The organism is Streptomyces sp. NBC_00443, assembly GCF_036014175.1.
Classification (GTDB): Bacteria; Actinomycetota; Actinomycetes; order Streptomycetales; family Streptomycetaceae; genus Streptomyces.
Genome location: NZ_CP107917.1, coordinates 4229072 through 4254906 on the forward strand (window position 1 = coordinate 4229072; position 25835 = coordinate 4254906).

General features: G+C 69.2%; 26 protein-coding genes, 1 tRNA gene and 1 pseudogene. 13 read left to right on the top strand and 15 right to left on the bottom strand.

The features are described 5' to 3' along the window. Positions 1-94: 94 nt before the first annotated feature. Entirely contained in the window at positions 95-403 is a 309-nt protein-coding gene (locus tag OHO27_RS18815; protein WP_328425411.1) for a zinc-ribbon domain-containing protein, read from the top strand. Between the two features lie 5 nt (positions 404-408). Here the strand turns inward: OHO27_RS18815 and OHO27_RS18820 are convergent, their stop codons facing one another. The 4 genes from OHO27_RS18820 to OHO27_RS18835 all read right to left on the bottom strand — a co-directional run bounded on the left by OHO27_RS18820 (position 409) and on the right by OHO27_RS18835 (position 3683). After that, a complete protein-coding gene (locus OHO27_RS18820; protein WP_328425413.1) occupies positions 409-1128 on the bottom strand; it encodes a DUF2637 domain-containing protein in 720 nt (239 codons plus the stop codon). 330 nt (positions 1129-1458) lie between these two features. Further along, positions 1459-2076, bottom strand: a complete 618-nt coding sequence (locus OHO27_RS18825; protein WP_328425415.1) for a dihydrofolate reductase family protein — start codon at positions 2074-2076, stop codon at positions 1459-1461. A gap of 110 nt (positions 2077-2186) precedes the next feature. After that, the gene (locus OHO27_RS18830) at positions 2187-2915 is read right to left on the bottom strand and encodes an SDR family oxidoreductase (protein ID WP_328425417.1); all 729 of its coding nucleotides are present in this window, start codon (positions 2913-2915) and stop codon (positions 2187-2189) included. A 99-nt stretch (positions 2916-3014) separates the two neighbouring features. Continuing rightward, positions 3015-3683, bottom strand: a complete 669-nt coding sequence (locus OHO27_RS18835; RefSeq protein WP_328425419.1) for a nitroreductase — start codon at positions 3681-3683, stop codon at positions 3015-3017. Positions 3684-3837: 154 nt separating this feature from the next. Between OHO27_RS18835 and OHO27_RS18840 the strand changes: the two genes are divergently transcribed. Further along, on the top strand, positions 3838-4488 hold the full coding sequence (locus tag OHO27_RS18840) for an FMN-dependent NADH-azoreductase (RefSeq protein WP_328425421.1): 651 nt from the start codon (positions 3838-3840) through the stop codon (positions 4486-4488). A gap of 132 nt (positions 4489-4620) precedes the next feature. Here OHO27_RS18840 and OHO27_RS18845 read toward each other — a convergent pair whose 3' ends face one another. Continuing rightward, a complete protein-coding gene (locus tag OHO27_RS18845; RefSeq protein WP_328425423.1) occupies positions 4621-5106 on the bottom strand; it encodes a MarR family winged helix-turn-helix transcriptional regulator in 486 nt (161 codons plus the stop codon). Positions 5107-5163: 57 nt separating this feature from the next. Further along, positions 5164-5850 carry a DUF5701 family protein gene (locus tag OHO27_RS18850; RefSeq protein ID WP_328425425.1) on the bottom strand — a complete coding sequence of 229 codons (687 nt, stop codon included), beginning with the start codon at positions 5848-5850 and terminating at the stop codon, positions 5164-5166. 269 nt (positions 5851-6119) lie between these two features. Here OHO27_RS18850 and OHO27_RS18855 point away from each other — a divergent pair, with 269 nt between their 5' ends. Then, complete coding sequence (locus tag OHO27_RS18855; RefSeq protein ID WP_328425427.1) at positions 6120-7406, top strand: FG-GAP repeat domain-containing protein; 1287 nt, start codon at positions 6120-6122, stop codon at positions 7404-7406. A gap of 38 nt (positions 7407-7444) precedes the next feature. Here OHO27_RS18855 and OHO27_RS18860 read toward each other — a convergent pair whose 3' ends face one another. From OHO27_RS18860 to OHO27_RS18875, 4 genes are read right to left on the bottom strand one after another with little or no spacing between them, the layout of a single operon-like run. Beyond that, positions 7445-8059 (bottom strand): hypothetical protein, encoded by a 615-nt coding sequence (locus tag OHO27_RS18860; RefSeq protein WP_328425429.1) that lies wholly within the window; start codon positions 8057-8059, stop codon positions 7445-7447. Positions 8060-8073: 14 nt separating this feature from the next. Then, positions 8074-8796: a hypothetical protein gene (locus OHO27_RS18865; protein WP_328425431.1), complete on the bottom strand. Its 723-nt coding sequence runs from the start codon at positions 8794-8796 to the stop codon at positions 8074-8076. A 20-nt stretch (positions 8797-8816) separates the two neighbouring features. Beyond that, positions 8817-10118: a hypothetical protein gene (locus OHO27_RS18870; RefSeq protein ID WP_328425433.1), complete on the bottom strand. Its 1302-nt coding sequence runs from the start codon at positions 10116-10118 to the stop codon at positions 8817-8819. 9 nt (positions 10119-10127) lie between these two features. Further along, on the bottom strand, positions 10128-10433 hold the full coding sequence (locus OHO27_RS18875) for a hypothetical protein (protein WP_328425435.1): 306 nt from the start codon (positions 10431-10433) through the stop codon (positions 10128-10130). A gap of 351 nt (positions 10434-10784) precedes the next feature. Between OHO27_RS18875 and OHO27_RS18880 the strand changes: the two genes are divergently transcribed. The 5 genes from OHO27_RS18880 to OHO27_RS18900 all read left to right on the top strand — a co-directional run bounded on the left by OHO27_RS18880 (position 10785) and on the right by OHO27_RS18900 (position 17919). Then, complete coding sequence (locus tag OHO27_RS18880; protein ID WP_328425437.1) at positions 10785-12272, top strand: FG-GAP and VCBS repeat-containing protein; 1488 nt, start codon at positions 10785-10787, stop codon at positions 12270-12272. Positions 12273-12395: 123 nt separating this feature from the next. Then, on the top strand, positions 12396-13808 hold the full coding sequence (locus OHO27_RS18885; protein ID WP_328425439.1) for an FG-GAP repeat protein: 1413 nt from the start codon (positions 12396-12398) through the stop codon (positions 13806-13808). A gap of 35 nt (positions 13809-13843) precedes the next feature. Beyond that, complete coding sequence (locus tag OHO27_RS18890; RefSeq protein WP_328425441.1) at positions 13844-15274, top strand: hypothetical protein; 1431 nt, start codon at positions 13844-13846, stop codon at positions 15272-15274. 98 nt (positions 15275-15372) lie between these two features. Beyond that, entirely contained in the window at positions 15373-16818 is a 1446-nt protein-coding gene (locus OHO27_RS18895) for an FG-GAP repeat domain-containing protein (protein WP_328425443.1), read from the top strand. A 186-nt stretch (positions 16819-17004) separates the two neighbouring features. Then, entirely contained in the window at positions 17005-17919 is a 915-nt protein-coding gene (locus tag OHO27_RS18900) for a Yip1 family protein (RefSeq protein ID WP_328425445.1), read from the top strand. A 100-nt stretch (positions 17920-18019) separates the two neighbouring features. On the opposite strand, the gene OHO27_RS18905 is transcribed toward OHO27_RS18900, so the two are convergent. Next, complete coding sequence (locus OHO27_RS18905; RefSeq protein ID WP_328425447.1) at positions 18020-18526, bottom strand: phosphoribosyltransferase; 507 nt, start codon at positions 18524-18526, stop codon at positions 18020-18022. 8 nt (positions 18527-18534) lie between these two features. Then, positions 18535-19110, bottom strand: coding sequence for a dCTP deaminase (dcd, locus tag OHO27_RS18910; RefSeq protein ID WP_328425449.1), 576 nt, complete (start codon positions 19108-19110; stop codon positions 18535-18537). A gap of 604 nt (positions 19111-19714) precedes the next feature. Here dcd and OHO27_RS18915 point away from each other — a divergent pair. Continuing rightward, positions 19715-19788, top strand: a tRNA-Gly gene (locus OHO27_RS18915). Between the two features lie 102 nt (positions 19789-19890). Here OHO27_RS18915 and OHO27_RS18920 read toward each other — a convergent pair. The 3 genes from OHO27_RS18920 to OHO27_RS18930 form a co-directional block, all read right to left on the bottom strand. Continuing rightward, complete coding sequence (locus OHO27_RS18920) at positions 19891-20478, bottom strand: DUF5677 domain-containing protein (RefSeq protein ID WP_328425451.1); 588 nt, start codon at positions 20476-20478, stop codon at positions 19891-19893. After that, positions 20438-21070, bottom strand: a complete 633-nt coding sequence (locus OHO27_RS18925) for a DUF2637 domain-containing protein (RefSeq protein ID WP_328425452.1) — start codon at positions 21068-21070, stop codon at positions 20438-20440. Before OHO27_RS18925 ends, OHO27_RS18920 begins: the two co-directional genes overlap by 41 nt. 83 nt (positions 21071-21153) lie before the next feature. Next, the gene (locus OHO27_RS18930; RefSeq protein ID WP_328425454.1) at positions 21154-22515 is read right to left on the bottom strand and encodes an FtsK/SpoIIIE domain-containing protein; all 1362 of its coding nucleotides are present in this window, start codon (positions 22513-22515) and stop codon (positions 21154-21156) included. 91 nt (positions 22516-22606) lie between these two features. Between OHO27_RS18930 and OHO27_RS18935 the strand changes: the two are divergent. From OHO27_RS18935 to OHO27_RS18950, 4 genes and pseudogenes are all read left to right on the top strand, one after another. After that, positions 22607-22801 (top strand): annotated as a pseudogene (locus OHO27_RS18935) (DUF1152 domain-containing protein); the annotation flags it as partial. A gap of 330 nt (positions 22802-23131) precedes the next feature. Further along, on the top strand, positions 23132-23443 hold the full coding sequence (locus tag OHO27_RS18940) for a CU044_2847 family protein (protein WP_328425456.1): 312 nt from the start codon (positions 23132-23134) through the stop codon (positions 23441-23443). Next, the gene (locus tag OHO27_RS18945) at positions 23440-24267 is read left to right on the top strand and encodes a S1 family peptidase (protein ID WP_328425458.1); all 828 of its coding nucleotides are present in this window, start codon (positions 23440-23442) and stop codon (positions 24265-24267) included. Before OHO27_RS18940 ends, OHO27_RS18945 begins: the two co-directional genes overlap by 4 nt. Before the next feature lie 1049 nt (positions 24268-25316). Then, positions 25317-25682, top strand: a complete 366-nt coding sequence (locus OHO27_RS18950) for a DUF742 domain-containing protein (protein WP_328430480.1) — start codon at positions 25317-25319, stop codon at positions 25680-25682. Positions 25683-25835: the final 153 nt, after the last annotated feature.

A 25835-nucleotide genomic window follows, 5' to 3' on the forward strand; every position in this document is an offset into this window, starting at 1 on the left:
GCCGTTCGTCCGACGCCCCCTGGCCCCCACACGGGACAGGGGGCGTCGTCGTGGGGCAGGCTGGACGCAGAAACTGATCGGAAAGGATCATCGCGTGATCATCTTCGGCACCAAGGGCTACCTCTACCAGCTGGCCATACTGACGCTGGTGTGCGGCCACTGCGGCAACCCCTCCGCGCACACGCTGCGCAAGCGCGTCACGAAGTTCACGCTCTTCTTCGTGCCGCTGTTCCCCGTCTCGACCAAGTACGCGACGCAGTGCACCTTCTGCGGCGCGGAGCAGAAGGTGACCGGCGAGCAGGCGGAGCAGCTGCAGGCGCAGGCCGCCGCCGGCGGCGGACAGCACGGCGCCCACGGCGGTCAGCAGCCCTACGGACAGCCGCAGCAGCCGTACCAGTCCTGAGCGGACTACGGCTTCGGCTGCTTGGGCCCGTTCATCGCGTCGGCGGCGTGCCGGGGACCGGGCCGTGACGAGAACTGTCCGACAAGTTCGCGGAAGCAGACCAGTGCGGTGATCGGCGGAATTCCGACGACCACCATCGCCAGCAGGGAATGCGCCGACTGGCCGATGCACAGCGCCACCGCTGTCCCGGAGGAGATCAGCATGACGGCCCAGGAACGCCGGGCCGTCCGACGCTGAACGGAAGCCCGCAGAATCGACAGCCCCGCCAGCAGCCACGGTCCATAGACCGTCAACGGCCACCAATGGGCCAGATTCGGCGACACCACCAGCAGCGCGATGGAGCGCAGCTGATCGTACGAATACGAAATGGACCAGGTGAGCATCGTGACCGCACACAGGGTGATGAGTGTGACCAGGACCCCGACGGTGAAGATCTTTGGGTTTCCGGAAAGGATGTGATTGCTGGGCTGAGGCCGCTTTCGATGGACCGGCCGGGGTGGGGGCCTGTCACGGTGTGCTGGCGGCGGGGTGGGAGCGGGAGCGGGAACAGGAGCGGCGGAAAGGTCCAGGCCCTGCGTCGTGTTCAGCATCTGAGCCAGCTCTTCGTCCAGATCCCAGCCGCCCGGCGACGAGATCGTCGCATCGGGGACATGCCAGAGGTTCTGCATGTCGAGCTGCTGAGTGTAAAGAGGCTGTTCGTCTACCGCGTCATAGTCGGCCCTCATTGCTAGAACTTTTCCCCTTCCATCGTGGCCCGGAGATATTCGCTCTCCATCCGGCCGATGGTTCTCAGGAAGTCCTCAAGCAGATCCGAGCAGTGCGTGATGCCTTCCGCAGTGGTCTGATCAGCTGCCTGAAGCGAGCGGAGCGTAAGAGCCTCAGCTGCATGTTTTTCATGCCAAGTCACGCCCACCTAACGAGCACCGGACAGGGCAGGACATCTGGCATTCGGGGGAATATGCGTCAACGGTGATTATCTAAAATATCCAATGACTTTTATCGATGGACTTACGATTACCGGTTCCATTGGCCGGATCTCCACTCGATCCGGGGCGTCAGTGCTGAGGGGCGCCTCCATAGGTCCCGTACTGCGGAAGTCCCGCCGCCTCGAAGACATGCACGGAGAGTCCGCCGGCTGTCGTTCGGTTGCTGACGAGCCGTAGGCCCGCGGCGGCTCCGCCGTCCGGGAACAGACGGCGGCCCTGACCGACCACGACCGGGGCGATGGCCAGCCGCAGCGTGTCGATCAGCCCGGCGGCCAGCAGGGACTGGGCGAGCCGCGCGCTGCCGTGGATCTGCAGCTCCCGGCCCGGCCGTTGCTTCAGCTCGGCCACCTGGGCGCGCACGTCGCCGGACAGGATCGTGGTCGGCTTCCAGTCGGCCCTGGTCAGGGTGTGGGTGGCCACGTACTTCGGGAGACCGTTCAGCGGCCCGGCGTTCGGGTGGTCGGTCATCTTCGGCCAGTCCCTGGCGAAGTTCTCGTACGTACGCCGCCCGAACAGGAACCCGTCCGCCTCCCCGAGCCAGCTGCCGACCAGCCGCTCGAACTCCTCGTCCACATACGGCACGAACCAGCCACCCTGCGTGAACCCGTCACTGGTGTCCTCATCCGGGGACCCGGGCCCCTGGGAGACACCGTCCAGCGACAGGAACTCCTGCACCGTCACCTTCATCGCACACACCATTTCCGCTCGGGGTCCCTGGATGTCCTGTCCGGGGGCACGTTGAACGTCTGTACCCCCTTTGACTCTGCCGGGGCGGGAACTCATCGCGGTGCGAGCGGTCAGGACAGCCAGTCGCTGTAGCGGGTGGGGGCGAGGTGGGCTTCCTTGTCGGTGAGGACGTCGCCCTTGACGACTGCGAACATACCGGCGGTGGGATCGGTGACGACCGTACGGCTGTCTCCCCTGTGGGACAGAGTCGTACGGCCCAGTTCGTCCAGGGTGAAGACCTCGGGGCCGCCGATGTTGCGAATGCCGTTCAGCGGGGCGCCCACGGCAACGTCCGTCACTGCCCTCGCCACGTCCTTGGCGGCGATCGGCTGGATCGGCGTGGCGGGCAGCCGGACCGTGTCGCCGTCGGCCGTCCAGGACATGACGGCGTCCATGAACTCCATGAACTGCGTGGCCCGCACGATCGAGTACGGGATCGGCCCGGCCGCGAGGACGGTCTCCTGGAGGGCCTTGGCCCGGTAGTAGTCCAGCTCGGGCACCTGGTCCACGCCGACGATCGAGAGGATGACGAAGTGGCCGGCGCCGCCCTTTCGGGCCGCGGCCAGAAGGTTGTCCATCGAGGTCTGGAAGAAGGCCGGGGAGGCCTCGTCGAAGGTCGGGGAGTTCGTCAGGTTGACGACCACCTCGGCCCCCGCCACCGCCTCGTCCAGTCCCTGGCCGGTGATGACGTCGACGCCGGTGGACTGCGAGTGCGGCACCGCCTCGTGCCCCGCGTCGTTCAGATTCCTGACGACCTGCGACCCGATCAGGCCGGTACCGCCGATGACCGCGAACTTCATGAGATGCCTTTCGTCGCGAACGTCTCTGCAATGTGGCATATGCGGCATTATGTGGGCATGGCAAGAAAGCACCGCCCGACCGGGTGAGCACAGCCGCTGTCAGCAGCCGGGGACGAACGTGACCGTCTCCTCGAGCGGCGCCCGGCCCGTGCGGGCATCCCGCGCGGTGACGTCCTCGAACCCGATCGACATGCCGCAGAAGAGGACGAGCTCAGCCGGCGGCGCCAGCACCTCCGCGACGGTCTTGCGGTACTTCGCCCACGCCATCTGCGCGCAGCTGTGCAGCCCCTCGGCGCGCAGCAGCAGCATCACGGTCTGCAGATACATGCCGACGTCGGACCACTGCGCCGACCCCATGTCACGGTCGAGGTAGCAGAACAACGCGGCGGGCGCGCCGAAGCAGTCCCAGTTCGCGGCAGCGGCCCGCTGGCGCGCCTCCAGGTCCTCGCGGGGGATGCCGAGTCCGCCGTAGCGCTGCTCGCCGAAGGCGAATCGGCGTTCGCGGTAAGGGGACTTCAAGTCGGGCGGGTACTGCTCGTACTCCGGCTCGTCCCAGGGGTCGCCCGAAACCACGCGTTCGCCGGCGCGCTTCTTGAGCTCGGCCAGCGGTGCGTCGGTCAGCACATAGGCGTGCCACGGCTGGACGTTCGACGCCGACGGGGTCCAGGCCGCGGCGGTCAGCACGCGGGCCAGCACCTCCTTCGGGACCTGCCGGTCGGTGTACCCGCGCACGGCCCGTCGGCTCGTGACCGCCTCGTAGACGTCCAAGATCGCCTGCCTCCTCTTTGCTCGCTGCGTCCGTCTCCGTTGCAGTCGCGACGGTATCATTCGATACCATCTCGTGTTTAACTATGGTCGATCTCAAGCCATGCCCGTCAGCCCCTGGCATCCCCGCCTCGGGCACCCCCCTTGGAGAAAGCCCATGGCCACGCTGCTGCACATCGACTCGTCCGTGCTCCCCGGCGAGGCGTCCTCGTCCCGGTCGGTCGCGGCCGCCTTCCGTACGGCCTGGGAGGAGCAGCACCCGGAGGGGGCGGTGGTCTACCGCGACCTCGCCGCCGACCCCGTCCCGCACATCACGGCCACCGCCTGGTCCGCCGGCTACACCGCCCCGTCAGAGCGCACCACGGAGCAGTCCGCCGCGTTCGCCGAGCGGGTGCGGCTCATCGAGGAACTGGAGGAGGCGGACGCCGTACTGATCGGCGCCCCGATGCACAACTTCTCGATCCCGTCGACCCTCAAGGCCTGGCTGGACAACGTGCTCCTGCTCGGCCGCACCGCGGGCGAGAACCCCTCCGCCCAGGGCACCCCGGTCACCGTCATCGCCAGCCGCGGCGGCTCGTACGCGCCGGGCACCCCGCGCGAGGGCTTCGAGTTCGTGCAGAACTACCTGGAAGTTGTCCTGAAGCGCACGCTCGCCCTGGACCTCGACTTCATCGTCCCGGAACTCACCATGGCCCCCCGCAACCCGGCCATGTCCGAACTGGTCCCCCTCTACGAGGCCTCCCGCACGCGCGCCTTCGCGGACGCGGCCGCCAAGGCCAAGGAAGTCGCGGAGCGCGTGGCGGTGTGAGCGTCGCGTGAGTGCCGAGGGAGTGCCGAGGGAGTGCCGAGGGGTGACCGGCGGACGGGCACGCTGCGGCGTGCCCGTGCGCCGGTCCGCCCGTGCGCTCTTGAGCCCCGCTGGGCGAGTGCGCCGGTGCGCCTACGCCTCGCCGTCCGTCGGATAGGCGAGCCGGGTCAGCAGATCCCTCAGTTGCTCGGCCTCGCCCGGCCGCAGTCCGGCGACCAGGCGCTCGGCCCGCGGCTCCGCCGCCACATGAGCCGCGTCGAAGAGCTCGACGCCCTGAGGCGTGATCTCCACCGCCCGCACCCGCCGGTCTCCGTGCACGGCCTTGCGTACGGCCAGCCCCTTGCGTTCCAGGTCGTCCACGACTCGCATGATTCCGGCCTTGTCCGTCCCGGTGGCCGCCGCCAGGTCCCGCTGCACCGTGGGCCCGCGGTCCACCAGCACGATCAGCACGGCGAAATGCCGCAACTCGATGCCGAGCGGCCGGAGCGCCTCCGTCATCAGCGTCTGCGCGCGCCAGTGCGCCCGGCGCAGCAACAGACCGAGAGCGAACGGCGACCCGTCACCGGGGCGGTCGGTCGCACGCGAGGCGGCAGGCACAGCGGGAACGTCGGCGGGCATGAGGCCACACTACCGTCGCCGATTCACTCGAAACGGTAGCAATTGAAACGAATGCGGCTACGACTCCTGCTGCTGAACCCCGCTTCCACGACCCGTCGCCGATGCGAACCCCAGCCATGTGTGGCGGTTGCCCCACCAGCACCAGCCGACCTTCGGGGCAGCGCGCCGCTCGCGGCCGTCACGTCCCGTGCCGTTGCTGATCCAGATCGCCGGAGTACGCGCGTCCAGGGTGCCGTTCGGCTTGCGCAGCCGGGAGCCGATGGTCATGAAGCAGCGGTTGCGCTCGAGAATCGGCGGCTGCTGGAGCACCCAGTGGATGCCCTCGTGGAGCAGCAGCGGACTGCGCCCCTCCTCGGTCAGGGCCGGCAGCGCCTCCTCCGGGCTCCAGTTGGCCATGCGGTCGCCGCGGTCGAGGCCGGTGACGACGTAGAGCGGCGCGTCGGGCAGTTCGACGGTGTCGGGGGCGAAGTCATCGACGTCGGGCATGTCGACGACGACGAAGCCGGGCTTGCCGTCACGGCGGAGCAGTGGGGCGAGGGCGGACGCGGGGGCGCGGTCGGGGTGGACGGCGAGGAGCGCATCGCCCTCTTCGCCGTCGGTGCCCCCGGCGTTCTCCGCGAAGGTGCGCAGTTCGTCGGCCGGTATCCCCGCGAGCTCATGCACCCCGAGCTCGATCAGGCGTGCCGCCTGGGCAGCGAGCGGCGGGAGGGCGGTCACAGTGGCGTCGGACGAGATGTCGGGCATGGTCCCCCTAGGTTCCTGGTTCACAGCAGCAGGCTTGAGATCAACGACGCGGCCCGCCGGAAACGTTCCCTACGCGCCCTGAGCACCTGAGCACCTGAGCACGTGAGCACCCGGCGGACACTTTCAGCCAGACCGCACATCCCCCGCACCCCATCCCCGCACAGGTCTGTCGCCCCGTCTCGAACGCGTGCATCATTACCCAGTTGTTGCCCCAGGTGCTGACGAGGTGAGCGGTGCGCGCGCGAAGAACCGGGAAGTGCAGAGCGGCCGTGACCGGCACGATCGCCACCCTCTGCACCCTCGCCCTCCCCCTCACCGCCTGCGGCCCCACCCGCCACGACGAAGCCGAGCCGGCCCGCCACACCCCCGTCCAGATAGCCGACGCCCCCGCCCAACTCCCCATCCCGCACGGCAAGGGCAGCAGAACGCCCGCCGACTTCAACGGCGACGGCCACCGCGACCTGGTGCTCAACGACCTGGTCAAGGCGCAGGCTCATGCCGACGACGCGGGCATCGGCATCGTCTACGGCGGCGAGCGCGGACTGGCCCCGGGCGCACGGCAGTTGCTCAGCGCCAGGCGCCAGGCCGCCCCGACCGAGGGACAACTCCCGGCCGCCTTCGACGCGGAGGCGACCTGCGACCTGGACGGCGACGGGTTCACGGACCTGGTCGTCTCCACCGACCCGCCCTATGACGGCCAGGGTCAGCCCCCGGTGCCGTTGCAGATCCTCTACGGCTCCCCGAAGGGCCTCACCGGCAAGGCGGTCAAGCTCACGATCCCGGCGCGCGCCCGCGTCGGCAAAGACTGGCCCGACCAGCCCGTGTGCGGCGACTTCGACGGCGACGACGCGCAGGACCTCGCCGTCCACGCGTCCGGCGGCCAACTGAGCTTTCTGCGGGGCCCGTTCACCCGCAAAGGCGCCCCGCATGCGGCGGGCGCCCCCATCGAGGCCCCCGGCAACGCCCCCACGGGCCCGGCGGCCGACGTGAACGACGACGGATACGACGATCTGGTGGTCCGTACGGCGGAGGGCGCCGGCCCATCGTCACTCGTCCTCGGCGGTCCGAACGGGCCGATCCGCACCGGCGCCGCCCTCCCCTCCGGCATCGACGTGGCCCTCGGCACCTTCGGCAAGCGCAAGGCCGCCCTCGACGCGGCGATCGGCACGTTGGACGGAACGTCCCTGCGCTACGACCTCCCCGCATCCACCGCCCGCGGCACCGTCGCCACCCCCGGCTCGGTACTCGACGCCGCCGACTTCGACGGCGACGGCCTGAGCGAACTCCTCTCCAGCGGCACCGAGTTGCGGATCCTCCGTGGCCGTACCGCAGGACTCACCGCGGCGGGCATGGTGACGGTGAAGCCGCCCGCCCGGGGCACCACACGCGTCGTGACGGCCGCCGACTTCGACGGGGACGGGCGGGCGGACCTGGTGGTGCGGACGTATGTGGGCGAGACGAAGGACACGGTGGCGGTGTATCCGGGCGTGAAGAAGGGGCTGGTGGCGGCGGAGCCGTCGGTGAGGTTCTCCAGCTCGGAGTTCCTGGCACGGTAGCCGAGCCGACGTCCGCCCCCGCCAGTCGACTACGCCCGTCAGTCGGCCACCCGGGCCCCGATGGCGCGGGCGCGGCGGCGGGCCTCAGGGCTGAGGCCTTTGCGGCGGGGCGAGGTGCGGTGGTTGTAGGCGGTGGGCTGGGCGAGGTAGCCAAGTCCACTCAGACCGGGCTTGGCCACCACGCAGGCGAAGCGCGGGTCACCCGCGTACCAGAGTTCCTCGTCGTAGCCCTTAAGGGCCTCGTGGCGCCAGGTCCGAAACAGCCCGGAGGACGCCCTCAGGGACGCGGTCTTCTCGGGGCTGTCGGGGTCGGGCAGCACGAAGACCGCATCCTTGCCCTTGGTGATCCGGACGGCGCCCGGCTGTTGACGCCAGGGGTAGACGCGCAGGATGCGCCACATACGCCACCCCATGGCCATTCGGCCGAGGGCCAGGAGCGCGATGATCCCGATCGTCACGAGAACCAGGACCATGGGAACCACTGCCGCCACGGGCAGCAGGACGGTGACGTACACCGCCGCCCACCACAGCGCCACCCAACCGACGGACCTGGCCAGGTGGCGTGCTGTCCAGAGACGCAAAGCACGTCGACTGCCCGGCGTGTCCCACGCAACGGGGCCGTCGAAGCCGTGCTGGTTCAAATTCGTCGTCATTCGCACATCCCGGGTCAGCCGAAGTCCGAGGCGATGTCGTCCGCGCCGCCGCCCGCGCCGTCGGCGCTGTCTCCGCGGGCGGCACGCTCGATCTCCGGCAGCGGATCGTGGAAGGACACCGTGTACGCGATGCCCGCCAGCAGCTCCCGGTAGTGCTCGCGGGAGCCCACGGCCGTCGTACTCAGCGTCAGGACGCCCAACTGCATTCCTGAGGGCGCGGGGACGTAGAGATTGCACTGGTACACGTCGTGGCTGGGCACGCCCTCCAGGGCAGGCATGGTGATCACGGTGTCATTGATCGACGCCGGGCGGCCGCCCGGAAGCGTCAACAGCTCCACGTTCTCGGCGGATTCACGCACGGTGGCCGCGCGCACCGCCGTGATCTTGGCCGGGGCCCAGTCGATGTCCCTGAGCGCCACCGTGAACACGGACGAGGCGGAGGAGCCGTCGTCTGCGTAGTGCATGCCGAGGGAGCATGCGATGACGCCTTCGCTGCGCATCTGGGCGGCCATGAACCGGACGTCCCGCAGTGCCCCTGTGTACCGGTCTCGCTGCTCCTCGGGGGCTAGGCCCAGGACAAGCGCCAGTGCCTGCTCCAGGTGCGTCTCGCGCTCCGAGCCCGGTTCGGGGGCGAGAGCGTCGATCGGGATACCGAAGAATCCGGCCGGCAGTGCGTACCAGAGCTTCGAGCTCGGGTCCTTGGCCGACTCGTCGATCACCAGGTGGATCGGATTCACATTCTCAGCAGGCTCTTGTGTCATTGCAGGGCCGCCACGGTGGCGCGGAAGACGGAGCCCGCGGCCGGGCCGTCGAACAGGCCCGCGCGGGCCGCGTCGACGCCGGTAGCGCTGTTCTTGCCGCCATCGCCGTCCAAGGCGTCGATGTTCTCGGCGGCCAGTCCGTAACCGGAGGAGAGCACACCCGCGACCGGTGAGACGTAGTCCATGCCCACTTTGAGGGCCTGGTTACCCCCCGCTGCTTGCGCCACCCATTTTCCGACGGGGTTGTAGGACCCCGCGGTCGCAATCCTGTTGGCGGCTGTGACCGCGTCGTCGGCGAACCTGCCGAGGAACTGCCCCGCGCTCACCGCCTCGGAGGCGTAGCGCGTCGACTTGACAGCGCCATTGACGCCCCGCGACACGGCGCCGATACCCGGCACCGCCCCGACGAGATCTCCGACGAGCCCCACCGAGTTCTCCCAGAAGTCCGCGTCGAACTCGCCCTTGCTGAAACCGTCTTTGAGCGATGCCATCACCTTGGGATCGGAGAGCCTCGACGCCATGGTGGCCACGCTCAACGCACTCGCGGCGAGCAGGAAAGCGATCCCGAACGGCCCCGTGCACAGCAACGCCAACAACCCCGCCACAGCCGCCAGCACACTCAGAATATTGGTGAGGTTGTCCCCGATCCAGCTCAGCGCCTTGCTCAGCCACCCCGGCTCCTCGGGCGCCAGATCGTTCGTGGCGTCCTTCAGCTTCTTCGCGAGGTCCCGCGCCTCCGCCTCGTGCGTCCCCTCCAGCTCGCGAGCCTTGCGCAGTACGTCCTCGAGGGCGCCCTGCGCGTTGTTCACGGCGGTGACGGCGTCACTGAGCCGGGTGTTGGCGGCGTTCAGGCGGGCCTCGGCGGACTCCAGTTCGGGGCCCTCCTGGAAGGTCTGCCCCGCCAGCTTCAGGTCGGGGTCCTGCTTGGCCGTGTCGTGCCGGGCGTTGGCGGTCTTCAGGTCGCCCTTGTGGTCGCCCGCCTCGACGTCGTACTTGTGCGCCAGCTCGCGCCGGCCGGTCAGCCCGCCGTGCCACGAGCCCAGGTGCCCGGCGGCCAGGGTCAGCGACTTGTGGGCGTCCTTCATGTACTTCGGCAGATCGCCGTCGAGGGCCTCACGGAAGCCGACTGCCGCGTCGCCCTCCCAGAAGCTGGACTCGCCGAGCAGCTTGTCGATCTTCTGGTACGCCGTCTGCAGCGCGCTCGCCGAGTTCACGAGCTGGGTGCGGAGCTTCTCGACCTCGCCGGGCTGGCCCGGGACGGGGTTCCAGCCGAGATGGACGTAGGGATTCTGTGCCATTGCGATCAGTCACTTCCCCGCAGCCGCGGCCCGCTTGAAGCTCTCCTCCAGGGAGGTCTCCACTTCGCGGTAGTTGTCCGTGTTCTTCTGGAGCCCCTCGGTGAGCTTGCCGATGCGCTCACGGATCTGCTCGTTGCCGTACTTCCAGCGCTCCTGGAACGTGTCGCACGCCTCGTCCAGCTCCGCCGTCCCGATCTGGTCGGACCGCACGTGCTGCAGCGCGGTCCGCACCTGCTCAAGGGACTCGTGGGCGCCGTTGAGGTCCTTGGTGAAGGCGGCAAGCTGGTCGATATCGGTCTTGAAGTGGTCCCCCACGCAGTCTCTCCCCGTTCGCGCTTCGCGGTCGCACCGGCAAACGACAGCCGGTGGCCGAATGGGCCCGATGATGCCATGGACGCTTGAAGGGACCCCACCGGGTCACGGAATCCACACGAAACGCCCTACCTCGGCGAACGCACGAGTGACGACCGGGATCGCGGGCGACGGTGCGCATCGGGGGCCTCAAAAGTTCCTCGAACTCACGTACAACCCTCACGCCCCACCGCGAGTCTCCTGATCGCCGACCACCCAGTGAACCCGAGGCCAACTCCCGGAGAACACGAGCGGTCGCACCCCATTGACTGCGGATGCCCGCCAGGCATCCCCGCATGCAGCAGGAGAACCCGCATGCACAAGAACCACCTGAGACTCGCCCTCGCGACGGTCACCGCGGCCGCGGTGACGGGCGGCCTGCTCACGCTCGCGACGGCCACGTCGGCGACCGCCGCCGACTCCACGCACGTATCCGCCGCCGACTTCAACGGTGACGGCCGAGGCGACGTCGTGGCCTCCGCTCACGGCTCTTACGTCAGCGGCCGCGCGGGCGCCGGGCAGGTCGTCGTGCTCTACGGCACCACCACCGGCGTATCGTCCGCGAAGCGCACGACGATCAGCCAGAACACCGCCGGCTCCCCCGGCACCGCCGAGGCGGGCGACGGCTTCGGCGCCGAGTCCGCGTACGCCGACTTCAACGGCGACGGCTACGACGACCTCGCCGTCTCCTCCCCGTGGGAGAAGGTCGGCACCGACACCAACGGCGGCGGCGTCGCCATCCTGTGGGGCTCCGCGAGCGGCCTGACCGGCAAGGGCGTCACCGTCACGGACCCGGCCCCCTCCTCGCACGACTACTGGGGCAAGGACCTGGCCGCCGGCGACTTCGACGGCGACGGCAAGGCCGACCTGGCCGTCGGCAACTCGTCCAGCACCATCCACGTCTTCAAGGGCGGCTTCAACGCCACCGGCACCCCCGGCGGCCGCTACACCATCAAGCCGCCCATCCACACCGGCACCAACGACTTCCCCTACGGCCCGCTCAGCCTCACCGCCGGCGACGTCAACGGCGACAAGCGCACCGACCTCATCGTCGACGGGTACGAGACCCAGACCGACTACGGCTGGAACCAGAACTACTTCGTACCCGGCACCGCGAGCGGCCTGAGCGTCGCCTCCGCCGAGGTCCTCAAGCCCGGCATCATCACCGCCATCGGCGACATCAACGGCGACGGCTACGGCGACATCGTCAGCGGCGCCGGCTGGGACAGCACCACCACCGACGGCACCCCCATCCCGGACGCCTCCAACGGCGGCAAGGTCAACATCACCTACGGCGCCGCCTCCGGGCCCGCCGGCACCTCCGGCATCACGCAGAACTCCGGCAACGTCCCCGGCACCTCGGAGAAGGGCGACGGCTTCGGCTGGGAGCTGGACCTCGGTGACGTCAACGGCGACGGATACCAGGACCTCGTCGTCGCCTCCCCGAACGAGGACATCGCCGGCGTCGCCAACACCGGCCAGGTCACCGTCCTGTACGGCTCCGCGAGCGGCATCGACACCGTCTCCGGCGTCCAGGGCCTCGCCCAGAGCACCGTGGGCGTCCCCGGCAACGACGAGAAGAACGACCTGTTCGGCGCGGACGTCAAGCTCGACGACGTCACCGGCGACGGCAGGGCCGACCTCGTCCTCGGCTCGTACGAGAACGAGGGCAACGGCGGCCTGACCTACCTGCCCTCCAACGGCACGAAGATCACCACGTCCGGCTCGCGCACCGTCGCCCCGAGCAGCTCGGGCCTCTCGACGACCGGCACCCCGCAGTTCGGCGCGGTCTTCGCGGACTGAGTCCGGCAGGCAGGCCGTGCAGTCGTCCGGCCTGCATCCCCGTACGGCGGCACCCGGCCGTCGTACCCCTGAACGGCCGGGCCCGTCCCCCGCGGGCCCGGCCCTCTTCCCAGGAGCACCCACTTGCGCAAGCGCCCCCTTCTCCTCGCCGCCACCCTCACCACGGGCCTGCTCACCGCGCTGCCCGCCGCCACCGCATCCGCCGCCCCCGCGGGCCTGGCCGGTGACTTCAACGGCGACGGCTACCGCGACGTGGCCGTCAGCGCCGTGTGCACCGATGTCGGCTCCGCGTCGTGCGCCGGTGCCGTCGTCGTGCTGTACGGCTCGTCGTCGGGCGTCTCGGCGACCAAGAAGGCCGTCATCACCCAGAACTCCCCCGGCGTGCCCGGCACCGCCGAGTCGGGCGACCTGTTCGGGTCCTCCCTCGCCTCCGGTGACCTGGACCGCGACGGCTACTCCGACCTCGTCGTCGGCTCCTCCGGCGAGAGCATCGGCGACCGGGACGGCGTCGGCTCCGGCACCGTGCTGTGGGGCTCCAAGTCCGGTCTGTCGGGCGGCAAGGGGCTGCCCCAGCCGTCCACGATCGCCGAGTGGGGCGGCTTCTCGCGTGGCATCGCCACCGGGGACTTCGACGGCGACGGCGACACGGACGTGACGCTCACCGGCCAGAACCACACCCGCCTCTACCTGGGCCCGTTCACCCGCACCGGCGGTCCGCTGAGCCACCACGGCGTCGGCGAGCTCGGCACGACGTTCGAGGTGACCGCCGGCGACATGAACGGCGACGGCGCGGCCGAGCGCGTCTACCCGTTTAGCGTGGACGGCGACTCCGGCGGTCAGATCCTCTACTACCGCCACACCGCCACCGGGTACAAGCTGTCCGAGCTGGTGAATGCCGACGGCTTCGCGGGCTCCGTCGCCGACATCAACGGCGACGGCTACGGGGACCTCGTCCTCGGCGACTCCTCGGACCCCAACACCGACAAGCCCCGCGGCCACAAGGGCGGCCAGATCACCGTCTGGTACGGCGGTCCGAACGGCCCCGCCCCCGCGCAGCAGCCGACCGTCGTCCACCAGGACTCCACCGGCGTGCCCGGCTCGGGCGAGACCGACGACGCGTTCGGCTCGGCCCTGAGCGCCGGCGACATCAACGGCGACGGGTTCGCGGACGTCGTGGTCGGCGCCTGGGGCGAGGACATCGGCTCGGCGAAGGAAGCCGGCTCGGTGACCGTCCTGTTCGGCTCGGCCTCCGGTCTGACCACCAAGGGCGCGAAGTCCTACACCCAGAACACGGCCGGCGTCCCCGGCGACGCCGAGGCCTGGGACCGCTTCGGCTCCGCCCTCGACCTGACCGACGTGACCAAGGACGGCAAGGCCGACCTCACGATCGGCGTGGACGGCGAGAACGGCACCGGCGGCGTCTGGACCCTGCGCGGCACGTCCACCGGCCTGACCACCTCGGGCGCCAAGGGCCTGACCGTCGCCGGCATCGCCCTCAAGGCCGGCAACAACCTCGGTTCGGTGATCGCCCAGTGACACACCGTCAACTCCCTTGCGAGGCAAGCCGTCCCATGCGCAACCGCATCGCCGCCGCCCTCCTCGCGGCGGCCCTGACCCCGCTCGCGCTCGCCGTCTCCGCCCCGGCGGCCCACGCCGCCCCGGCCGCGAAGCCGTACGACTTCAACGGCGACGGCCGCGCCGACCTCGCGATCGGCGCGCCGGGCGCCACGGTGGGCGGCAAGGCCAAGGCGGGCGCCGTCTCCGTGGTCTACGGCAGCTCAAGCGGGCTGAAGACCTCGACGCGCACCCTGATCACCCAGAACACCTCCGGCGTGCCCGGCGCCGCGGAGGCCGACGACGCCTTCGGGTCCGCCGTCGCGTCCGCCGACCTCAACACCGACGGGTACGCGGACCTGCTGATCGGCGCACCCGGCGAGGACGTGAACGGCGACACCAACGACGGCACGGTCGTCGTCGCCTGGGGCGCCAAGTCGGGCCTGTCGGGGGCGCGTACGGTGCCCAACTCCAACGACAGGGACGTGGACCGCTACGGGCAGTCGGTCGCGGTGGGCGACGTCGACACCGACGGCGACCCGGACATCCTGGTCGGCGCGAACGGCCTGTTCACCCTCGCCTTCGTCAACGGCCCCTTCACCCGGACCAGTTCCTTCCAGGGCGGTTCCGGCTCCGGCTTCCCCCACCCGTACTCGTCCTCGTACGGCATCACGTCCCTGGCCGTCGGCCCCGTCACCGCCTCCTGGCACACCAACGTGGTCGTGCACGGCCGCAAGACGGGCACCGACGACGCGATCACCCACCTGGTGACCGACCCGTCCATCGGCAACTTCACCGACTGGATGCAGGAGCTGCCGTCCGGCTACGTCTCCGCGATCGGCGACATCGACAAGGACGGGTACGCGGACATCGCCATCGGCAACGAGCGCGAGACCTCCGCCGACCCGGCCGGCGCCAAGGGCGGCAAGGTCACTGTGGTCTACGGCGGCTCCGGCGGCACGGACACCTCCCGCGCCCCGCTCGTCCTCACCCAGGACACCGCCGGCGTCCCCGGCGCCTCGGAGTCCGGCGACCGCTTCGGCAGCCATGTCTCCCTCGGCGACATCAACGGCGACGGCCACGCGGACCTGGCCGTCGGCGCGTCCGGCGAGAACTCCGGTGCGGGCTCGGTGACCGTCCTGTACGGCTCGGCCTCCGGCCTCAGGACGACCGGCGCTCAGTCCCTCACGCAGAACACCGCGGGCGTACCCGGCACGTCCGAGACGAACGACTGCTTCGGCGCCCGCGTCCTGCTCGCCGACCACTCCGGCGACGGCCGCGCCGAGCTCACCGTCGCCGCGACCGGCGAGAACGGCGACGGCGCCGTCTGGTCCCTGCGCGGCGCGACGACCGGCGTGACGACCGGCGGCGCGACGAGCTTCGGGCCGGGCACGACGGGCGTGTCCACGGCGGGCAGCCCGGCCTACGGCACGACTCTCAACTCCTGAACTCCTGCCCCCCGCTCACAGGCCGACCCGCGCGTCCGCGCGTCCGCGCGGGAACGCCCTCCCCCTCGACCACCCACCCGACCGCAGGAGGACCCCACATGCTCCGGCACCACCGCAGCCGACTCACCGCCCTGGCCCTGGCCACGGCCACTGTGGCCGCCGCGCTGACGGCCACCCCGTTGCTCACCGCCGCCCCGGCCGCGGCAGCACCCGCCAAGTACGCCGACGACTTCAACGGCGACGGCTACCGCGACCTCGCCACGGCCGCGCCGTACACCCCGGTCGCCGGCAAGACCGGCGCGGGCGCCGTCGTCGTGAACTACGGCTCCGCGAACGGCATCAGCGCCGCCCGCCGCACGATCATCACCCAGGACACGGCCGGCATCCCCGGCACCGCCGAGAAGGACGACGAGTTCGGCCAGGCCCTCGCTTCTGGCGACGTGAACCGGGACGGGTACGCCGACCTCGTCATCGGCAGCACGGGCGAGAACGCCGAGTCCGGCGCCGTCGTAATCGTCTGGGGCGCCAAGAGCGGCCTCTCCGGCGCCCAGGTCGTCCCCGACCCCGCCCCCGCGGACCACAACGAGTACGGCATGTCCCTCGCCGTCGGCGACTTCAGCGGCGACGGCAAGGCCGACGTGGCCGTCGGCAGCACCGGCAGCGACATCTGGATCCACAAGGGCGGCTTCACCAAGGCCACCGGCGCCGCGTCCCGCTACGAGCTCGCCACCGAGCTGTACAGCACCGGCTCCAGCATCCACGGCGCCCAGAGCCTGGCCGCCGGCGACCTGAACGGCGACGGCACCTCCGACCTGGTCGTCAGCGGCACCCAGACCCAGACGTACGCCGACGGCACCTTCGTCTACCTGGGCTCCGCCTCCGGCCTCACCCGCCAGACGTTCCTGAGGAACGGCGCCTACGAGCTGGCAGCCGTCGGCGACCTCAACGGCGACGGCTACGCGGACGTGGTCACGGCGACGTACGGAGACGAGGGCCGCACGAGCCTCGGCGGCTCCGTCAGCGCCTACCTCGGCAGCGCCGCCGGCGTCGGCACCCAGCCGCAGACCACGATCACCCAGGACACCCCCGGCGTCCCCGGCTCGGACGAGGAGGGCGACTGGTTCGGCAACGCCCTCTCTGTGGCCGACGTCACCGGCGACGGCAGGGCCGAGGTGGCCGTCGGCACGCTCCACGAGACCATCGGCACCGCCGAGATCGCCGGCAGCGTGACCGTCCTGCGCGGCTCGGCCACCGGCCTGACCGCGACCGGCGCCCAGTCCTTCACCCAGAACACCGCGGGCGTCCCCGGCACCGCCGAGCCCGCCGACCGGTTCGGCGCGTCCGTACGCCTGGCCGACCTCACCGGCGACGGCAAGGCCGACCTGTCCGTCGGCGCCGACGGCGAGAACCACCCCGCGGGCTCCCTCTACAACCTGCGCGGCGCCGCCTCGGGCGTGACCACCAGCAAGGCGATCAGCTTCGGCCCGGGTTCGCTGGGCCTGCCGTCCGGCTACCTGAGGCTGGGCCAGGTGATGCTGCGCTAGGGACGCAGGGACATGACGTAGGAACGCAGAGACCCAGAGACCCAGAGAACACAGGGTCGTCACGTACGGCATGTCCCTGAGCCGACGCTCGGCGCCCCCTAGGGGATGTCACAGCTCGGCAGCAAAGCCGGGCCCTGACCGCAGGGCCCGGCACGCGAGTCTCCGGGACCAGGTACGTTCGAAGACGTGGCTGGATTCAGGATCGGACGCGGAAGCCGGAACAACGGCAGCCCGCAAACGCGCCCCCAACAACCTCCGTACGGGCAGCAGGCGCCCCAGGGACAGTCGTACGGCTATCCCCCGCCGCCGCAGCAGCCGTACGGCGGCCCGGGCGGCGGCGCAGGCGGCTGGCCGCAGGCGAACGGCGGTGGCGGCTACGGCGGTTACGGTGCGGGTGGCCAGGGCGGCCAGGGCGAGCCGGAGTACTTCGGCGACGGCGGCGCCCCGGACCCGTACGCGGCGAACAACCCGGGCCACACCCAGGCGTTCTCGGTCAACGAGGACCCGTACAACCAGGGCGGCACCTACCGTGCGGGCGCGGCCCCGGCCGCCCCGGCCGGCCCCCGCCTGCACTGGAAGCAGCTGCTGCGCGGCATCGTGCTGTCCCCCTCGCAGACGTTCCTGCAGATGCGGGACTACTCGATGTGGGGCACCGCCCTCGTCGTGAGCTTCCTCTACGGCCTGCTGGCCGTCTTCGGCTTCGACGGCGCGAGGAACGACGCGATCAACGCGACCCTCTCGAACGCCGTCCCCATCGTCCTGACGACCGCCGTCGCGATGGTCCTGTCGGCCTTCGTCCTGGGCGTGGTCACCCACACCCTGGCCCGCCAGCTCGGCGGCGACGGTGCCTGGCAGCCCACGGTGGGCCTCTCCATGCTGATCATGTCCCTCACGGACGCCCCCCGCCTGGTCTTCGCCATGTTCGCCGGCGGCGACGCAACCTTCGTCCAGGCCCTCGGCTGGGCCACCTGGATCGCAGCCGGCGCCCTCCTCACCCTGATGGTCTCCAAGTCCCACGACCTCCCCTGGCCGAAGGCCCTGGGCGCGAGCGCGATCCAGCTGGTCGCGCTGCTGTCGATCGTGAAGCTGGGCACGTTCTAGGACGCGCTGCTCGACCGAGCACGTACGAGAAGGGGCCCCGGCATTCGACATGCCGGGGGCCCCTTCTCATCGTCTCGTCCTCATCCTCTCGTCCCGCCCCTCAGGCGTCGAGCACCTGCCCGGGCCGCCGGACGACGGGGGGTTCGACGCTCCACGGGAAGTTGATCCACTCATCGGTGCGCTTCCACACGTACTCGCACTTCACGAGGGAGTGGGACTTCTCATAGATGACCGCGGACCGCACCTCGGCGACATGCTCGACGCAGAAGTCGTGCACGAGCTTCAGCGTCTTGCCGGTGTCGGCGACGTCGTCGGCGATCAGGACCTTCTTGTCGGTGAAGTCGATCGCGTTGGGGACGGGAGCGAGCATGACGGGCATCTCGAGGGTCGTCCCGACCCCCGTATAGAACTCGACGTTGACCAGATGAAGGTTCTTGCAGTCGAGGGCGTAGGCGAGCCCACCGGCGACAAAGACCCCGCCGCGGGCGATGCTCAGCACGATGTCCGGCTCGTACCCGTCGTCGGCGATGGTCTGCGCGAGCTCACGGACGGCGGTGCCGAACAGCTCGTACGTCAGATTCTCGCGTTTCTGCTCTTCGTCGCTCATCCCGCCGCTCACACCTGGGACCGATGGAAGTTCTGGAAGGACCGGGAGGCGGTCGGACCGCGCTGCCCCTGGTACCGGGACCCGTACCGCTCGCTCCCGTACGGGAACTCGGCGGGCGAGCTGAGCCGGAACATGCACAGCTGCCCGATCTTCATGCCCGGCCAGAGCTTGATGGGGAGCGTGGCGAGGTTGGACAGCTCAAGGGTGACGTGGCCGCTGAACCCCGGGTCGATGAACCCGGCGGTGGAGTGGGTGACGAGCCCGAGCCGCCCGAGCGAGCTCTTCCCCTCGAGCCGCGATGCAAGATCATCGGGCAGCGAGATGACCTCGTACGTCGAGGCCAGCACGAACTCCCCGGGATGCAGGATGAACGGCTCATCCCCCTCCGGCTCCACGAGCCGCGTGAGATCCGCCTGCTCGATGGAGGGGTCGATGTGCGGGTACCGGTGGTTCTCGAACACCCGGAAGTACCGGTCCAGCCGTACGTCGATGCTGGACGGCTGCACCATGGTCTGGTCGTAGGGATCGATCCGTACCCGCCCGGCGTCGATCTCGGCCCGGATGTCCTTGTCTGAGAGAAGCACGCCCCGAGGATACGCAAGGCGCGCGGAACGGCCACAATCGCGCCGCCGCGCGCCTGGCGCTGCACCTGCTGTGACTGCTGATACTCCAGTTACAGCTGCTTCTACTTTGCTACTTCTGCTTTGCTACTTCTGCTTCTACTTACTACTGCTTCGCTACCGCTTCTCCAGCATCACCGGCACCACACTCCGGAGCCGGGCGCACCGGGGACACCGGAGGAGCCGGCCGGGGCCGAGGCGATCGGCCTGCTGCATCGGGAACGAAGCGGTGCTGAACACGTGCCCATCGGCACAACGGACGACGGTGCGCTCCATCAAGTCCAAGAGTCCCTTCCCCAAGAGCCGCGTCTGGCTGCTGCCTGCCTGACGACGAGAGGCCACATTACGGGATCAAAAGGACGGCCATCCAGGCGGCACTCCGACCCCGCCCAACCCCTCTCACACCCCTCCACCGTACGCCCCAACTCCGGCCCCCTGCACCCGGATCCCACCCCTGAAACCCACTCAGGCCCCACGGCGTCAGCGCCGGGGGCCGGTGATGAGGTACAGTGACCAGGCGATCGGACACCGCCTCCGGATCCTCTCGGATCATCGGCGGTTGTCTTACGCGGGTGTAGTTTAATGGTAGAACATCAGCTTCCCAAGCTGAGAGCGCGAGTTCGATTCTCGTCACCCGCTCCATGCGAAACCCCCAGGTCAGGGACCCGGGGGTTCTTTGTTGTCTAGACCTGTGGGCAGGGCGCGCACCACAACCGCACCACTACGGCCGACTACACCACTTGGCTAGTTCACCGGAGGCAGGACCGGAGCCAGCCCGAGTTCCCTCGCGACCGAGCGCAGGAACTGCTTGCGCGGCTTCCCATTGATCATTTCGTCGAAGGCTCGTCCGGCCCAAATCAGACACATGGCGAGAGTCGCCTCCACCACGGCGGCGGCACTCTCCTTGGGCTGGGCCCGAAGGCTAGGCGGTTCGGTCGTCCACTCGACGAACTCAGATGCGCTGGTTGCACTCGGATGTGCATACCCGCAGAGATAGCGGTACACGGAGTACAGCTCCCTCTTGGGATCGATGTCGTCGCACTGGGCCTGGAACTTACGGAAGATCTCACTCTCGTCGGTCTTCTCGACCGGCGCACCCTTGATCGAGTCGATGAGATCCTGCGGCACATTGAACCCCTTCTGCATATCCTCAGCAGCAGCTCGGTTCAAGCGGTTTCCCTCGGCAAACACCCCAAGCGCACCAGCGTCACCCTTCTGCGAGAGCCAGTGCGGGCTGATGGTGGTCTCGAACATGGTGCGGAGCAGAATCAGTGCCTCATGGCCGTATCCGCTATCGACGAGATGCAGGGATGCCTCTGCAAGACGGTGCACCTCGTTGCACCACCCATGCCCGATGAGGACGGACCGGTACTTGCGCTGCTTCGTTTCGATCGGTCGGGTCGCGGTGTTCGTGGGCGACCTTGCGAGCAAGCGCGACGAGCGCGGGTGGGACCGGGGGCGGTGCGGGCGGAGCCGATTCCGGTTCCGCGGCGGGCAGTTCAGGAGCTGAGGGCGGCTGGACGTCGTCCGGCGTCTCTGCCGCCTGGGCCTCTTCGGGCTTCGCGGTGTCATGGGCGAGCAGCGTTCCGCCGAGGAAGGCGACAGCCGGCCACCCGGCGACGAGGATGCGCAGCCAGGCCGGTACGGCGTCCAGGTCGAGCAGTCCGGCGGTGGCGACGTTGGCGCCCAGTGAGGCGGTCAGCGCGACGAGGAACCAGCACCACCCGGCCGCTCTTGCCCCGCCGGAGCGAAGCCGCTGCCACGCCGCCACCAACAGCAGGTCGACGGAGACGGGATAGGCCCAGGCCTTCCATCCGTGCCGCCCGGCAGCGGAGGCCAGGTCGTGCAGGTGGGCGAATGACAGCGCGGCAGCGATCAGCGCTTGGACAAGTACGGCGTCGAGTCGGTCAGGCAGGGCACGCACCACACGACTCCTTCCGGTTCCAGGCATGGCAGGGGTAGGGACTTGGCGCGGGACGGCCGCGCCGGCCGTTGGAGCGGGTCCGGCTACTCAGTGACCGGCTGAGGAGCGACTACCGGCGCCGAGTCCTTCAGGGGCACCGGTGGGACGTACGGCCGGAAGGGCGTAAGCGCCGGTACGTCGGGGGCAAAGTGAGCCGTTTCGCGGCAGGTGGCCGCAGCATCGGCGAGTGAGAGATACAGGGTACGGATACGGGACCAGCCGCCGGAGGTGTCGCCGACGACAGCCAGGCCGGGCAGCTCGGAGGCGATCGCGCAGGCTGCGTAGACCGCCTCGGGGGCGATGTCGCCGAGCGCCATCTTCGCGGAGGCTTCGTCGTTGACACGGTGGCAGACTCGGCCCGTTAGCTGAGCGCGGAGCATGGTCTCGCCCTTGCCCAGCTCGGCGCCGAAGCGCTGCCCGCAGACCACCAGGTAGATGCCCGCGGCACCGCCGAGTTGGGCGAGGCGGATGAGTTGGGTCACCATCTCGTCCCGCCGTTCCTCCTCCTTCTTCGTGGCGACGAGGAAGAGTTCGGCGACCTCGTCGATGAACAGGACGATGGGAGCCGGGCGTTCATCCTCCGGCGGTCCCCAGATATCCGAGGTGATCAGTTCTTCCGGGGTGCCGGGCGCGACGCCCTGCCGGGCCTTGATCAGGTCGTATCGGTCCTCCATTTCCTTGACGAGCACGGGAAGCAGCTCTGAAGCCTGATCGGGATCGGTAGACAGCGCGGAGAGCCGCGAGGCGAACGGCGACAGCTCCACACCGCGCTTGCAGTCGATGCCGACCAGGACGACCGGCTGAGCAGCCAGCTTGGTGATCAGGTTGCGCAGGTACATGGACTTGCCCGACAGCGTTGCGCCGAGGACGAGTTCATGCGGAACGGCGCGGTAGTCACGTACGAACGCGGTCGCGTCCTCCCGTAGAGCTACCGGAACCCGCAGGTGTTCACCGGCGATCCGGCGAGGCATCCGCACCTTGCGCAGGACGTTGTAGCCGACGAGCCGCAGTTCAACGACACCGGGCTTGATGTCCCGCACGTACACGGCATGCACGCCCCAGGCATGGCGAAGTCGTTCCGCCGAGGCGGCGACGTCCGCCGGTTCCTGGCCCGGAGCCAGCCGCAGCCGGATCCGGAGACCGGTCGAGGTGGGGCGGATCAGCCCCCGGCGGGGAGGCACGGGCCGCACCTCCCGACGAGTCGTCGCCTTGACGGCCAGTGCCCGCCACCGGGGCGGCGCCACCGTCAGACCACAGGCGTCCATGGTCGACGCGTACGAGCCCAGCAGCCGGGCCACCGAGAGCGGCAGCCCGACCGTGGACCAGTACGCCGCCGGGTAGGCGTGCCGGGCGTAGGCCGCGCCGCCTATCGCAGCGAGCGACCCGCCCAGCTCGGCCAACGTCAAGGTCGGTCACGTCGATCAGACCGCCTCAGCCATCGGGAAGGCACCAGGCGCAACGGCAGTGGCCCGGTAGGCGATGCCGTGCCGCTGCTAGGCTGTCTTGGCAGAGCTAGACCAGTTCGAGGCCGACGCCCGAAGCCGCGGAGTGACTCACACGACGTTCCGCCACATCACAGAGGCCCTGAACCTCAGCGGCAGCCAACGCCGGGACCTGCGTCAGTTGCTGATCAGCAGCCATCCGGAGCAGTACGCAGCACCCCTGTGGAGGGTCGCCCCTTGGTCTGACTAAGCCAGCCAAGGCCTTCAGCCCACCGAATCATGGCGGAGACACGGGGCTCACATACGTTGATTTACGTGCCGTTGCTTCCTCAGACCGGATCCGCCAGACAGGTCCTGTGGGGCGAGTTCGTCTCCGTCGGACTCCCACGTACCACGTTCAACCGGTCGTTTTAGGACCTCACCATCGTTCGGGGACCGCTATCGCGGGTGTCACGGCTTTCGACAGCACACGCCGGAACGCCGCCTGTATCAGGGACAGTTGAAGTCTTCGCATGTGAAGTGCCGCGCGGTTACGCTGCCTCGAAGAGCTCAGCATGTTGTGGACGGGGGACGTACATCCATGGCCGAGGTCAGAGTCGAAACGATCGCCCTCGATGCTTCAGGAAGCCGACAGATCGGTGCTCGAACACGGTCGACAACCGCCCTCTCCGAACGTGCGGCCGAGGTGGAGGAGGCCATCGTGCAGGCATCGGCCATCGCCCAGCAGTCGCTAGCCCAGGTGCCCGAGCGTCATGGCTGGCGCGTCACCACCATGGACATCACCTTCGGGCTGACGCTGGCCGCGGAGGCCGGTGTCATCCTCTCCAAGGCCTCAGCGGAGGCCTCGTTCGAGGTAACCCTCACCGTGGAGCGGGTATCAGACCGGCCATGAGGGGCGAGGGTTACTGGGTCGAGCTCTACCAGGCGCGGCAGCGACTGGGGGGCGGCTTCCTAGTTACGCGCCGCTTCATCCTCACGGCGTTGCACTGCCTACGCAGTTTGAGCACCTTCGACGAGGAACTCGACATCGTCCTGGCCGACGGTAACCAGGTGCAGGGACAGGTCTGCCGCCGGGACAAGGATGCCGACCTCGCGCTTATCGAGATCTCCGCGCACTACGAGGTGAGACAACCGGTACCCGCCGCGGGTGTCGCCCGGGACGGTAAGCGCTGGCGCGGTCCCTATCGGCCGGCCCAGAACGATGTCGAGCTCAGCGGCCTCGTTAACGGGGGAGCGGTCAGCTATCTCTGCGAAGGCGGTGCGTCGATTGAAGCCCTGCAGTTGACCGCCGACCAGTGCCTGGGGGACTACTCGGGCTACTCCGGCGGACCGGTTGAGACATCTGCCCCGGACCGTCAGCCGGTGGTTGTCGGCATCCTGCTGGAACAGGTCCCCGACCGTGCAGATGTGGGCCGGAACGCCAACGTACTATTCTCTGCCACGATAAAGGAGGCAATGCAGCGCTTCGACCACTTCGACGTCCTGCACCTCTTGGACGTGCTTCGTCCTGCGCCGGGCAAGCACCTCGTGCCACCGCCTTACGAACCCGGAGGCGATCCGCCTCCGCGCCAGCAGACGGACCGCGTTGAGATCGTCCTTAAGACGTTCCAGCAACTGTCCGATCAGGGTGTAATGGACCCCGCGCATGTCGCCGAGCTGCGGTATCTCGCCCTGAAACGCGTCATCGAAGATGATGCCAATGGGGTGAACCCATGAATGACGCCCTGAGGGAAGCAATTCGCTCCGCCGAGCGGGCGTTGAGCGGAGAGGACGCGGAGCGCCCGGAGGTCGTGCGCAGGATCGCAGTTCTGCATTCCGACCGGGATGTGTTCACTGGTCCGTCGGCAGGTGGGGACCTCGCACGTCTCGTTGCATTGGCCGACGCCCTTGGCTTGCATCACGCGGCAGAGGAACTGCTGGACAGTCTGTCGTCACGCCTCCGCCAGGAGGCCTCGGGCATGGGGGAGTCCGATCGCAATCGACTTGCCGTCGCCTTTGCCGACCGCGGGCACCTCGCGTTGGCCGCCCGTGCGCTCCCGAATCCCGGAAGCCACGGCGCCTTGTCCGCGGTAACTCTTGCCAACCAGGCATCCGTCAGGTTCCGCGTAGGGGACCTCATGAGCGCCGCAGACCTCGCGGGCCGCGCGCGTCGAGCCTCGGGCGACGAGAGCCTGCTGGACGAACTGAGCGCCCGGTTCCTAGCAACGGCCATCCTCACTGAGATCGCACGCAGCGATGGCCAGCACGCCCAGGCCGACCAGTTGCTGGACGAACTCGACGCAATCGCCCGGCAGTTGGTCCCCCTCTTTGGCCCCGACGATCCCCGATCGTTGTCGGCGTTGATCACCGTAGCCTCCGCCGAGTGTGAGTCGGCCACCACCACGCAGGACCTCGACCGCATGGAGCGCGCTGTGGACGTCATCGCCGTAGCAGTCCAGCGCATGTCTGCGGCCCTGGGTACCGATCACCCTCGCACCATATCCGCGCTGCAGAACATGGCAACCGCTGAGTACAGGATCGCTAACGCGCTTGGTGATGAGAGCCGGCTCGAGACTGCCACGGCGATGGTGACGGCGACGGTCGAACGAGCAACTGCAGCGCGGCGACGGCCGGAGCTGGTAGTGAAGCAGTCGCCGCAGCGGGAAACGACCGAAACAGCACCGTGGCGTCGCGCCGTCGGCTCTCAATCACCGCCCCGCGAGAGTACGCAGGGCAGAAACAATGCCGCTGCCGCTCCTTACAGTCCGGCCGAGGAGTGGAGGGCTGTGGCGACAACTGCACCAGACGAGGCTGCACGCCCGCTGGTACGGCCTTACGCGATGACCGGGGGCAAGACAAGACCCCGCCATGACCTCGCCATTGAGACACTGGTCATTACCACCGCCGGGCCAGAGGCTCAGGCAGGACTTTTGCCCGAACACCAGCGGATTCTCCATCTGTGTCGAGAAATCAAATCGGTTGCCGAAATCTCTGCACTGTTGACCATGCCGCTGGGCGTGGCCAAAATTCTCGTGGCCGACTTGCACGAGTCAGGAATGGTCTCCATTCGGCAGCCTGCGGCTGCGTTGTCCGGCGGCACCCCTGATATGACGTTACTGGAGCGGGTATTGAGCGGACTACGCAAGCTGTGACGTCTGTGGCAAGCGGTGTCAAGCATCAAACGAAGTAGGACATCCCCACCCAACCCGACTGAGTTACAACTTTCTCTACGGGTTCAAGGCGGCTCGCTCCGCTCACCGCGCGCGGCCCGGCCCCCGGCCGGGCCTGCACTCCTGTCTCCGCCC

What these genes read in the sequence shown, in the direction of transcription:
- OHO27_RS18895 (WP_328425443.1), top strand. Translation starts at nt 15,373, where the DNA reads ATGCTCCGGCACCACCGCAGCCGACTCACCGCCCTGGCCCTGGCCACG.
- OHO27_RS18870 (WP_328425433.1), bottom strand. Translation starts at nt 10,118, where the DNA reads ATGGCACAGAATCCCTACGTCCATCTCGGCTGGAACCCCGTCCCGGGC.
- OHO27_RS18825 (WP_328425415.1), bottom strand. Translation starts at nt 2,076, where the DNA reads ATGAAGGTGACGGTGCAGGAGTTCCTGTCGCTGGACGGTGTCTCCCAG.
- OHO27_RS18850 (WP_328425425.1), bottom strand. Translation starts at nt 5,850, where the DNA reads ATGCCCGACATCTCGTCCGACGCCACTGTGACCGCCCTCCCGCCGCTC.
- OHO27_RS18820 (WP_328425413.1), bottom strand. Translation starts at nt 1,128, where the DNA reads ATGAGGGCCGACTATGACGCGGTAGACGAACAGCCTCTTTACACTCAG.
- OHO27_RS18940 (WP_328425456.1), top strand. Translation starts at nt 23,132, where the DNA reads ATGGCCGAGGTCAGAGTCGAAACGATCGCCCTCGATGCTTCAGGAAGC.
- OHO27_RS18840 (WP_328425421.1), top strand. Translation starts at nt 3,838, where the DNA reads ATGGCCACGCTGCTGCACATCGACTCGTCCGTGCTCCCCGGCGAGGCG.
- OHO27_RS18905 (WP_328425447.1), bottom strand. Translation starts at nt 18,526, where the DNA reads ATGAGCGACGAAGAGCAGAAACGCGAGAATCTGACGTACGAGCTGTTC.
- OHO27_RS18880 (WP_328425437.1), top strand. Translation starts at nt 10,785, where the DNA reads ATGCACAAGAACCACCTGAGACTCGCCCTCGCGACGGTCACCGCGGCC.
- OHO27_RS18890 (WP_328425441.1), top strand. Translation starts at nt 13,844, where the DNA reads ATGCGCAACCGCATCGCCGCCGCCCTCCTCGCGGCGGCCCTGACCCCG.
- OHO27_RS18860 (WP_328425429.1), bottom strand. Translation starts at nt 8,059, where the DNA reads ATGACGACGAATTTGAACCAGCACGGCTTCGACGGCCCCGTTGCGTGG.
- OHO27_RS18830 (WP_328425417.1), bottom strand. Translation starts at nt 2,915, where the DNA reads ATGAAGTTCGCGGTCATCGGCGGTACCGGCCTGATCGGGTCGCAGGTC.
- OHO27_RS18945 (WP_328425458.1), top strand. Translation starts at nt 23,440, where the DNA reads ATGAGGGGCGAGGGTTACTGGGTCGAGCTCTACCAGGCGCGGCAGCGA.
- OHO27_RS18845 (WP_328425423.1), bottom strand. Translation starts at nt 5,106, where the DNA reads ATGCCCGCCGACGTTCCCGCTGTGCCTGCCGCCTCGCGTGCGACCGAC.